The sequence below is a fragment of the Colwellia sp. genome (assembly GCF_013215345.1).
Taxonomy (GTDB): Bacteria; Pseudomonadota; Gammaproteobacteria; order Enterobacterales; family Alteromonadaceae; genus Colwellia.
Genome location: NZ_JABSOV010000120.1, coordinates 1 through 11,244 on the forward strand (window position 1 = coordinate 1; position 11,244 = coordinate 11,244).

The 11,244-nt window shown below is 39.4% G+C and carries 12 protein-coding genes; 11 read left to right on the plus strand and 1 reads right to left on the minus strand.

Translation table 11 applies throughout. The features are described 5' to 3' along the window. On the plus strand, window positions 1-198 hold a 198-nt coding region (locus HRT50_RS15090), incomplete at its 5' end, for a hypothetical protein (protein WP_291615937.1). A gap of 21 nt (window positions 199-219) precedes the next feature. Here the strand turns inward: HRT50_RS15090 and nadB are convergent. Further along, complete coding sequence (gene nadB, locus HRT50_RS15095) at window positions 220-1,818, minus strand: L-aspartate oxidase (protein WP_291615939.1); 1,599 nt, start codon at window positions 1,816-1,818, stop codon at window positions 220-222. Window positions 1,819-2,054: 236 nt separating this feature from the next. On the opposite strand from nadB, the gene rpoE reads away from it, so the two are divergent. The 10 genes from rpoE (at window position 2,055) to pdxJ (ending at window position 11,233) form a co-directional block, all read left to right on the plus strand. Continuing rightward, the gene (gene rpoE, locus HRT50_RS15100) at window positions 2,055-2,681 is read left to right on the plus strand and encodes an RNA polymerase sigma factor RpoE (RefSeq protein WP_291615941.1); all 627 of its coding nucleotides are present in this window, start codon (window positions 2,055-2,057) and stop codon (window positions 2,679-2,681) included. 45 nt (window positions 2,682-2,726) lie between these two features. Continuing rightward, window positions 2,727-3,431: an RseA family anti-sigma factor gene (locus HRT50_RS15105; RefSeq protein WP_291615943.1), complete on the plus strand. Its 705-nt coding sequence runs from the start codon at window positions 2,727-2,729 to the stop codon at window positions 3,429-3,431. A gap of 56 nt (window positions 3,432-3,487) precedes the next feature. Continuing rightward, a complete protein-coding gene (locus HRT50_RS15110) occupies window positions 3,488-4,504 on the plus strand; it encodes a MucB/RseB C-terminal domain-containing protein (protein ID WP_291615944.1) in 1,017 nt (338 codons plus the stop codon). Beyond that, entirely contained in the window at window positions 4,497-4,976 is a 480-nt protein-coding gene (locus tag HRT50_RS15115; RefSeq protein WP_291615946.1) for a SoxR reducing system RseC family protein, read from the plus strand. The genes HRT50_RS15110 and HRT50_RS15115 overlap by 8 nt, the downstream gene beginning before the upstream one ends. Window positions 4,977-5,145: 169 nt before the next feature. Then, window positions 5,146-6,936, plus strand: a complete 1,791-nt coding sequence (lepA, locus tag HRT50_RS15120; protein WP_291615948.1) for a translation elongation factor 4 — start codon at window positions 5,146-5,148, stop codon at window positions 6,934-6,936. 90 nt (window positions 6,937-7,026) lie between these two features. Continuing rightward, window positions 7,027-7,959 carry a signal peptidase I gene (gene lepB, locus HRT50_RS15125; protein ID WP_291615950.1) on the plus strand — a complete coding sequence of 311 codons (933 nt, stop codon included), beginning with the start codon at window positions 7,027-7,029 and terminating at the stop codon, window positions 7,957-7,959. A gap of 44 nt (window positions 7,960-8,003) precedes the next feature. Then, window positions 8,004-8,786: a ribonuclease III gene (gene rnc, locus HRT50_RS15130; protein ID WP_291615958.1), complete on the plus strand. Its 783-nt coding sequence runs from the start codon at window positions 8,004-8,006 to the stop codon at window positions 8,784-8,786. A gap of 3 nt (window positions 8,787-8,789) precedes the next feature. Further along, window positions 8,790-9,707 carry a GTPase Era gene (era, locus tag HRT50_RS15135; protein ID WP_291615952.1) on the plus strand — a complete coding sequence of 306 codons (918 nt, stop codon included), beginning with the start codon at window positions 8,790-8,792 and terminating at the stop codon, window positions 9,705-9,707. Between the two features lie 14 nt (window positions 9,708-9,721). Beyond that, entirely contained in the window at window positions 9,722-10,432 is a 711-nt protein-coding gene (gene recO / locus HRT50_RS15140) for a DNA repair protein RecO (protein ID WP_291615954.1), read from the plus strand. Between the two features lie 60 nt (window positions 10,433-10,492). Continuing rightward, window positions 10,493-11,233, plus strand: a complete 741-nt coding sequence (pdxJ, locus tag HRT50_RS15145) for a pyridoxine 5'-phosphate synthase (RefSeq protein ID WP_291615956.1) — start codon at window positions 10,493-10,495, stop codon at window positions 11,231-11,233. Window positions 11,234-11,244: the final 11 nt, after the last annotated feature.

Consider the following 11,244-nt stretch of genomic DNA (forward strand, 5'->3'; position numbering starts at 1 on the left):
TATCAACTGTTAACAACAAGTCGTTTGGGTTTTATTGGTTGTTGGTTGATTATGGTGCCAAGTGAGTTGACACTTAATCAGTGCGGGAATACTAACAATACCTCCCCTAAACAATTATTTATATTTAGGGATAGTATCTCTGGCCAAGATTTTTCTCGTCTTACTCGAGTGATAAAGCAACTCGGTGAAGTCACTTAATTATTGTCTAGTTTAGGGATATTAAGTGGGTGACAGTATTGTTGGTAGTGCCGTAGGTAACAAATCTGGGTAATCTAAAGTGTAATGCAAGCCTCTACTTTCTTTTCGCTCCATGGCACACTTTATAATGAGCTCAGCGACTTGCACTAAGTTTCTTAATTCAAGTAAGTTGTTACTTACTTTAAAGTTCTGATAATAATCTTCAATTTCTTGTTGTAGTAACTCTACTCGATGCAATGCTCGTTCAAGGCGTTTTGTCGTGCGAACAATGCCGACATAATCCCACATAAATAATCTTAGCTCGTGCCAGTTATGTTGAATAACAACTTCTTCATCTGAATCGGTTACGCGACTTTCATCCCAAAGCGGTAGGGTTAAATAGCGATTGTCTTGAACTAAAGTTTCACTAATTTCTAAAGCTGCAGCGCGAGCAAAGACTAGGCATTCTAGTAGGGAATTACTCGCCAAGCGATTTGCACCATGCAGGCCGGTATATGACATCTCACCAATAGCATATAGCTGGTTTATATCTGTTCTACCTTGTTGATCAACCATAACCCCGCCACAGGTATAATGCGCAGCAGGTACAATAGGAATAGGTTGCTTAGTGATATCTATACCTAAGGACATGGTTTTTTCATAAATAGTTGGGAAATGCTGTTTGATAAAGTCACTGGGTTTGTGGCTAATATCAAGGTACATGCAATCAGCACCCAAACGTTTCATTTCATAGTCTATCGCCCGAGCGACAATATCACGTGGAGCTAACTCTGCGCGCTCATCAAAAGCGGGCATAAAACGACTACCATCGGGGCGTCTTAGTTTAGCGCCTTCACCGCGTAGAGCTTCCGTTAACAAAAAAGTACCTGCAGAAGGGTGGAATAAACAGGTAGGGTGAAACTGATTAAATTCCATATTGGCAACGCGACAGCCAGCGCGCCAAGCCATTGCTATACCATCGCCACTGGCAACATCGGGATTCGAGGTGTATTGGTAAACTTTACTTGCGCCGCCCGTGGCTAAAATGGTTTTTTGCGCGTAAATGCTTTCTACTTTTTCGGTATTCCTATTCCATATATAAGCACCAATACATTGTTTTTCTTGGTTACCGGTAGAGCTAGGTTGGCAAATAAGGTCAATGGCATTAAAACGTTCAAATATACGAATACGAGAATGCTGCTTTACTTGGTCGGCTAAAGTGGTTTGAATTGCTTGCCCGGTAGCATCAGCAGCATGCAATATTCTGCGATGGCTATGGCCGCCTTCGCGAGTTAAATGATAACGGTCTTCACCGTTATTGCCTTGCTCTTTATCAAATTCTACTCCTTGGTTTATCAACCACTCTAAACACGATTTAGCATTTTCAGTGGTAAAACGAACTGTATCTTCGTCACATAGGCCGGCACCGGCAATTAGAGTATCTTCAATATGAGCAGCAACGCTATCATTTTCATCGAATACTGCGGCAATTCCACCTTGCGCATAAAAAGTAGAACCTTCGTTTAATGGTCCTTTACTTAATATCACAACATCGGCATTTTTAGCTAAATGGAGCGCTAAAGTTAAACCTGCAGCGCCACTGCCAATGATTAAAACATCACAATTGTTTTGTTGGGTCATACTTTTGATTAGGTTCCGCGAGTAAAAGCGAATATATAAGTAAAGGAGTTTGAGGTATTCTATAATACATAGGTATAAGCCGCCAGATAATAGCGTTTAAATGCAACTCTGGCATCAATAATAGCATTGCTCGATAAACCAATAAGTCTACTTGTTAAAAAAAATCAAAAATAAAAAGAACTTTTTTGAAAAACATCAGTCTTATTTTATGCGTTTGTTATGAGCCAATGGAAAATATGAGTACAAATCAATTGTCAGTGTTAAAGGATATGGCTCAAAAGAGCGAACCAAATATAGATCAACAATTAGTTGAGCGGGTTCAGCGCGGCGATAAAAATGCGTTTAACCTGTTGGTGACTAAATATCAGCACAAGGTTGCTAATTTAGTGAGTCGTTATGTTAAAAATCATAGCGATGTACCCGATATAGTACAAGAGGCTTTTATTAAAGCCTATAGAGCATTACCTAATTTTAGAGGGGAAAGTGCTTTTTACACTTGGCTATATCGTATTGCGGTGAATTGTGCAAAAAACCATAGTGTCGCGCTTGGACGTAAACCGCCAAGTACCGATGTTGAAATCGATGATGCTGAGCTTTTTGATGGTGGTGGTGCTTTACGAGAGCATGCCTCTCCTGAAAAGATATTACTCACCGAAGAAATTAAAAAAGTTATTTTTACTACCATGGACTCACTACCTGAAGATCTACGCTTAGCGATTAACTTTCGAGAACTCGAAGGTTTAAGCTATGAAGAGATTGCTACGATAATGGAGTGTCCGGTAGGAACCGTGCGTTCACGTATTTTTAGAGCACGTGATGCCATCGACAAGAAGATTAGACCCTTGTTGCAAAGAAATAATTAAGTCATTTGTGAAAGCAAAATTTAACGAAATGTTTTAAGGTAATGTATGAGTGAAATAAAATCAGAGTCAATATCTTCATTAGTGGATAACTACTCACCATCAACAGATGATAGTGTCAGCGCACATTTAATTGATAACATGATCAAGGATGAACACTTATCAAGTACATGGCAAAATTATCACTTAATAGGTGATGTATTACGTGATGAGGTGCCTCAGTCGCTGCAGTTTGACTTAAGCAAAACAATTGCGGATGCTATTGCGCAAGAGACGACGATATTATCACCTAAGTCATCAATACAAACATCTGCACAGGCTATTGCAAAAAAGACTAATTTACCTTCTGAAGACGCTTTTGTACAAAATACCAAAACGATGCCGAGTACTAACGCTGTTATAGACGCAACCAATCGCTTTAAAGCTAGAGTGTCTAGTTTTGTTAAACCGATGGGGCAGGTGGCTATAGCTGCTTCTGCCGCAGCTTTAATGATTGTTGGTGTTCAGCACAATGTTGCAGAAAATCCATCCTCAATAACGCCAAGCCAAGTTGTGCAAACTATGCCTTTAACTGGCTATGCCAATCCAGTAAGCTTTAGCCTACAATCACCTCAAAATGAATCAAGTAAACTGCAAAACCAAAAAGCACTGAATGAGCAGCTAGTCGCAGAAAGAGTTGCGCAGCAGCGTCGTTTACATGCACTTTTAAAAGATCATAATCAGCAAGTGAAGTTAGGTAGTAATATAAAATAGCTTGATTGGCTGAATTAGTTGATAATTGCACTTTCAGCCATCATCTTTGAGAACCTATGAAATTTTCGGCACTTTTTTTATTGCTGGTAAGCCTTAATGCCTCAGCCTTAGCTGCTGAGAGCGAATCAGCAAAGCTTTGGCTAGAACAACTATCCAAATCTTTACGAGAGCTAAATTTCACCACCTCTTTTGTCGTCGTTAAAAATAATCAAGCCGAGCCTTATCATTGGTTACACGGCATTGGTGAAAATAGTCAAGAGTTGGAAATATTTTCCCGTCTTAATGGTCCTCGCCGCGATATATTACGCCAAGGGGATATTGTTAGCTATATCGAACCCGAGCAAGAATCCTACTCAATTATTTCGAACCATGTGCAAAGTCCAATCCCTACTATTTTTCGTGGTGATTTTAGTGAACTTGAAGACAATTATCGTTTCATTTCTGTCGGGCGCAGCCGAGTGCTGGGGCGTGTTGCGCAGCTGGTGCGTATCGTTGCAAAAGATAAGTACCGTTTTAGTTACTGGCTTTGGCTTGACCAAGAAACGGGTCTGCTGTTAAAGATGGCGATATTGACACGTCAGGGATTATTATTAGAGCAAATTCAATTTACCCACATCGAAGTGAGTGAGCAGTTATCGGAAAGCTTAGTGCAATTTCAATCAACTGAACTACCTGAAATTATTAAGTTAAATAATCAGCTTAAAAATAGAGTTCTCGCATGGAAAGTTGATTGGTTACCGCAAGGCTTTGCTGTGATTAAGTCCAACCAACATAACCTAAATAGTCATAACCAGGGTGAGAACAAAGCCGTTGAGTTTATGTTATTTTCAGATGGTTTAGTTGAAATATCTATCTACGTTAATCTTAGCCAAGAAAATTTTAGAGCACCAGAATATGCAAGTGATGGCGCAACAATGGTCTTCAACCATATAGTACAAGGGATTGAGGTAGGCATTGTTGGTGATATTCCATTAGCTACCGCCAAAAAAATTGCCGAATCAATTGTTCCTGCAACGAGGGATAATGCTATAAACAATGTTCAGCGTTCGGTAAGAGAGCAGCAAGATGATTAAAGAGCTCGCCAATGTCGTTGCTATTAAAGCAGGGCAAGTGACAGTTACCAGTCAAATAAAATCAAGTTGCAGTGGTTGTGCGCAAGTTGATACCTGTGGCAGTGGTCAAATTGCTAAGGCACTACCCCAAGCCAAGCTTACCCTAACGTTACCTTATGACATCAATACCTTTGGTAAAACATTAAAACTGGGTGATTGTGTGGTCCTAGCCTTACCAGAAAAAGATGTATTATCGAGTGCAGGTCAAGTTTATTTACTACCGTTATTTGGCTTAATTGCTTTTTCAGCATTTGGGCAGTGGCTGGTTAATCAGCAAATACTCCCTCATGAATTAATAGCGCTAGGCTTTGGTCTTACGGGGGGCTACTTAGGTTATCGGCTTGCTAAGTTTAAGCAAAAACAGGGTGAGCATAGCGAAAACTTACAGCCTAAGATAATTGAAGTCCTTCCTTCACCAAGCCAAGGTAAATAAAGTCTTAGGCTGTTACGGCTTGAAACAAAAGATATCTGAACAAAAGATAGCCCCAAGACAGTAAATTCGTTAAAATCCCTCGCATTATTGCATTTAATATTTTTCCTTGATTCCTTTTCGGGATTTTAAGTTTGAAAAATAATCCATTATTTAGAGAAAATCTATAAAAATGAAGAATATACGTAACTTTAGTATCATAGCTCACATTGATCATGGTAAATCAACACTTTCTGATCGTTTAATTCAACATTGTGGTGGCTTGCAAGAGCGCGAAATGGAAGCGCAAGTACTTGATTCAATGGATATAGAGCGTGAACGTGGCATTACCATCAAAGCGCAAAGTGTTACCTTAGACTATACAGCAAAAGACGGTGAAGTTTACCAATTGAACTTTATCGATACCCCAGGCCATGTTGATTTTTCTTATGAAGTATCGCGTTCATTAGCTTCTTGTGAAGGCGCACTACTGGTTGTAGATGCCGGGCAAGGCGTTGAAGCGCAAACTGTAGCTAACTGTTATACCGCTCTTGAAATGGATTTAGAAGTTATACCTATTTTAAATAAAATTGATTTACCGCAAGCTGATCCTGAACGTGTTAGTGAAGAAATTGAGCATATTATAGGTATCGATGCCACTGACGCCGTAACATGCTCGGCTAAAACAGGCCTTGGTATTGAAGATGTTTTAGAAACTATTGTTGCCAATATACCTGCACCTGAAGGTGATCCAGACGCGCCATTGCAAGCTTTGATTGTTGATTCTTGGTTTGATAATTACCAAGGCGTTGTTTCACTTGTTCGTGTAATGAATGGTGAAGTCAAAAAAGGCGACAAAATGTTGGTGATGTCTACTGGACAAGTTCACCAAATTGATAAAGTAGGTATATTTACCCCAAAACAAACTGAAACAGGCATATTAAGAACTGGTGAAGTTGGTTTTATTATTGCGGGTATTAAAGAAATTCATGGTGCACCTGTCGGTGACACTATCACTATTTCGAAAAAAGAAGCTGCTGAGCCACTGGCTGGTTTTGCCAAAGCACAGCCACAAGTTTATGCGGGTATTTTCCCAATAAGCTCAGACGATTATGAAAATTTCCGCGATGCTTTGAATAAATTAAGTCTCAATGATGCATCTTTGTTTTTTGAACCAGAAAATTCATCTGCATTAGGTTTTGGTTTCCGTATTGGTTTCCTTGGCATGTTACACATGGAAATTATTCAAGAACGTCTTGCTCGTGAATATGATCTTGATTTAATTACCACAGCACCAACGGTAAACTATGAAATCGCCTGTACTAATGGCGAGCTATTATCCATTGATAATCCGGCTGATTTACCTGCTGTTAATAATATTGATGAAATTCGTGAGCCAATTGTTCAAGCAAATATATTGGTACCGCAAGAATATTTAGGTAATGTTATTAAGCTATGTATTGAAAAACGTGGTGTGCAAAAAGATATTATTTATCATGGTAATCAAGTTGCGGTAACTTATGAATTACCTATGGCCGAAGTAGTAATGGACTTCTTTGATAAGCTTAAGTCAACGAGTCGTGGTTATGCATCACTTGATTATCATTTTATCCGCTTTCAAACCGCCGATATGGTACGTGTTGATGTCATGATCAATGGCGATAGGGTCGATGCTTTAGCAATGATCACCCATAGAAATCACTCCGCTGCTCGCGGTCGCTTATTAGTTGATAAGTTGAAAGAGTTGATTCATCGTCAGCAGTTTGACATTGCGATTCAAGCGGCTATTGGCAATAACGTTATTGCGAGAACAACCGTTAAACAGTTACGTAAAAACGTGACTGCTAAATGTTACGGTGGTGATATTAGTCGTAAGAAAAAGTTGTTGCAAAAGCAGAAGGATGGTAAAAAACGCATGAAGCAAGTGGGTAATGTTGAAGTACCACAAGAAGCCTTCTTAGCCGTACTTAAACTCGATAGTTAGTTTAAGTCGTTACGCCAATATAAAAATTAGTGATAGTAAATCATTACTGTCGCTAATTTTTGCATTATAGGATTTTAAAATAGGAATAGTATGGCAGTTTATTTTTCGATTATCTTAGTGATAATTACCGCACTAACAGGGATAGTTTGGTTTGCGGATAAGTTTTACTTAGCACCACAACGTAAGTTGAAAGCTGCTGCCGCAGAGCTTTCAGCGAAAGAGCAATCCGCCGCTATACTTACGCCTCAAGCATTAGCTACATTAACCGAGCCATCACCATTAGTTGATACCGCGGTACAAATATTCCCGGTCATTGCCTTTGTTTTAATTTTACGCTCATTTTTATACGAACCCTTTCAAATACCTTCAGGTTCAATGATGCCGACGTTACTTGATGGTGACTTTATTCTGGTGAACAAGTTTAATTATGGCTTAAAAGACCCGGTGTTAAGACATCAGTTTCTTGAAAATGGTCTGCCTGAACATGGTGACGTTGTGGTGTTTAAATACCCGCAAGATCCGAGAGTTGACTATATTAAGCGCGTGATTGGTTTACCCGGTGATCGTATTATTTACCGAAATAAATTACTTTATATTAAGCGGGCCTGCACCGATACTGATGCTAAATGCCCGGAGTTTGAACAAATACAGCAAAATTTTGTTGGTAAATACGACGGACCAGATGCTGAATTTGGTATGAATGAATTTGAATCCAAAATGTTGAATAAAAGCCATCAGGTGTTAAATGATAGTCATACTCTACCCAGAGTTATGCATTATTTTCAGCAATCGGGCACTGCAGCAGACGAGTTTTTGGTACCCGCTAAGCATTACTTTGTTATGGGTGATAACCGTGACAATTCGTTAGATGGACGTTTTTGGGGCTTTGTTCCTGAAGAAAATCTAGTCGGCGAAGCTGTTGCTATCTGGATGAGTTTCGATTTTGACCGCAGCGAAGACAGTTTTTTACCACAATGGCTACCATCGGGCGTTCGTTTTGATCGCATCGGCGCTATTATTTAATATGGCCACTTATTTTGCATGTCCAGTAGAGATATATCGTGAAAATTAATCCTCATAACCTAGCTAGGTTAACCAAAAAACTTGGTTACGAATTTAATGAACCTAGGTTATTAGTGCAAGCACTTACTCACCGGAGCGCTAAAGGGTCTCATAATGAAAGACTTGAATTTCTTGGCGACTCCATCCTTGGTTTTGTTATTGCTGAGGCGCTTTATGATCAGTTCCCAAATCATGACGAGGGTGACTTAACTCGCATGCGCTCTAGTTTAGTTAAGGGTGTTACTTTAGCTGAAGTCGCTAGAGACTTTAATTTAGGCGAATGCTTAATACTGGGTCCTGGTGAATTAAAGAGTGGTGGGCACCGTCGTGAGTCTATTTTAGAAGATGCTATAGAAGCCATTATTGGTGCGGTATACATTGACTCGAATATTGATTGCTGTAAGGCACTAATCTTAAGTTGGTTCGAGCAACGTTTAACTGTAATTAAGCCCGGCAATGAACAAAAAGACCCAAAAACGCGCTTGCAAGAGTTTCTACAGGGTCGAAAAATAGCTCTACCTACTTATGAAGTGATTGATACTTCTGGACAGTCCCATAACCAAGAATTTACCGTTCGATGTCAAACATCAGTGATCAGTGAAGTGGTTGTTGCCAAAGGAACCAGTCGTAGAAAAGCAGAGCAAGCAGCAGCGCAGCAGATACTTGCCCTAATTGAAAAAGCTAATGAAGTAAAAAAAGACTCACCAAAGCAAGCTAAATTAGCAACTCCCCGACATACTAATAGTAAGCAAAGTCACTTAAGCAAAAAAATAAGTACGAGAAAATAAATTATGCAAAACGATACCTCAAATACCTATGCTGGCTTAATTGCTATTGTTGGTCGCCCAAATGTTGGTAAATCAACATTATTAAATGCCTTGTTAGGGCAAAAAATTAGTATTACGTCTAAAAAACCACAAACGACCCGTCATCGTATTTTAGGTATTTTGACCGAAGAAAACAGGCAGGCAATTCTAGTAGATACCCCAGGCTTACATACCGAAGAAAAGCGTGCCATTAATAGGTTAATGAACCGTGCTGCTTCAAGTTCAATTGCCGAAGTAGAGTTAATAATGTTTTTGGTTGAAGGCACTCATTGGACCCAAGATGATGAACTGGTATTAACTAAAGTGAAACAAAGTGGTACGCCTTGCATATTGGTTGTTAATAAAACTGATAATATATCGGACAAAGATGAACTATTACCACATCTTAAAAAGCTAGGCGAAATGCACGAATTTACAGAGATTGTGCCTATTTCAGCCAGTAAAGGCCATGGCGTCGATACCATTCGCCAATTATGTTTAACAACATTGCCTGAAGGTACCTTTTGGTTCCCTGAAGATCACATCACAGATCGCTCTAGCCGTTTTATGGCTTCTGAAATCATTCGTGAAAAGCTTATCCGCTTTACCGGTGATGAGTTGCCTTATTCTATTACTGTAGAAATTGAGCAATTTAAAATGGATGATAAGGGAATTATTCATATTAATGCTTTAATACTCGTCGAGCGTGAGACTCAAAAACGTATGGTCATTGGTAATAGAGGCGAGCGTTTGAAAACCATAGGTCAGGAAGCGAGACGCGATATGGAAAATTTATTTGAGAGTAAGGTCTTTCTTGAAACTTGGGTGAAAGTGAAATCAGGATGGGCAGATGATGAGCGAGCATTACGCAGCCTAGGTTATGGTGATGATTACTCTGGCTAATTGGAATGCGCCAGATGATTGAACAAAACGCCTTTGTTTTACATAGTCGCCCATACCGTGAAAATCAGCAGTTAGTTGACTTACTAACAGAGCAAGATGGCAAAGTGACTGCCTTGGTATATGTTGGTCAATCTAAGCGTTCAATAAAAAAAGGCTTAATCCAGCCTTTTTTACCACTAAGATTAACGTTGAAAGGCAGTGGGAATTTTAAACAAATTAGCCAAGTTGACTGCACTGCCAGATCATTTTCACTGATAAAGCATAGTCTGTTTAGTTCTTTTTATATTAACGAATTGTTGATTCGTCTATTAACCGAGCAAATTGCTTGTCCACAGTTGTTTTCTCAATATCAAGCTACCTTGACCGCTCTATCCCAAGAAGAAGAGATTGCCCCGCAATTACGCTTATTTGAACTGGCACTGCTTGAAGAGTTAGGGCTGTCATTTGACTTTAGCCCTGTATTTGAGCACGATGTTAGCTACTTTCATTATATCGCCGAACAAGGTTTTGTTCCTGTATATGGTGCTAGCCCAAAAAATAGTGCGCCATGTTTCGATAAAGCCCATTTACAAGCCATTGCCCAACGAGAAGCGCTATTTAGTAACAGGGTTACAGCTGACGTTAGTAATACCTTTAAATTGTTAATGCGCCAGGTTATCAACCAGCTACTAGGAAATAAACCATTAAATAGCCGTAAACTATTTTCCAATAAAGCATACAGTTAGCTATTTATTGCATCAGTAAATACCAAAATTAGTCAAAAATAAATATAAAGAGATGATAAAATGACAGAGTTATTATTAGGTGTAAACGTTGACCATATCGCAACGCTACGACAAGCACGCGGAACAAGTTATCCTGATCCTGTTTATGCAGCAAGTGTTGCTGAACATGCCGGAGCTGACGGTATCACTGTTCACTTACGTGAAGATAGACGCCATATACAAGACAGAGATATTCATGTCTTAAAGCAAACGTTACATACCCGTATGAATTTTGAAATGGCTGTTACTGATGAAATGGTCGCTATAGCCTGTGACGTTAAGCCAGCTTTTTGTTGTTTAGTACCTGAAAAGCGTGAAGAACTGACTACCGAAGGCGGTTTAGATGTTGTCGGGCAATTAGATAAAATTACCAAGGCAACAAAGCAGTTAACTGCTGCAGGTATTGCAGTCAGTTTATTTATTGATGCAGATATAGCGCAAATTGATGCTGCGCTTGCCAGTAAAGCGCCTTATATAGAAATTCATACGGGGCATTATGCCGATCTAACCTCAGAAGATGAGCAGTTATTAGAGTTAGAACGCTTAACAACAGGTATTAAATATGCACATAGCCTAGGGTTGAAAGTTAATGCCGGTCATGGTCTAAATTATTTTAATGTTAAGCCTATTGCAGCCATTAAGGAAATTATCGAATTAAATATTGGCCATGCAATAATTGCACGTGCAGTTATTGATGGTCTAGATAAAGCTGTTCGTGATATGAAGCAACTGATGTTAGAAGCAAGAATACACACTAGCTAGTACACATACTT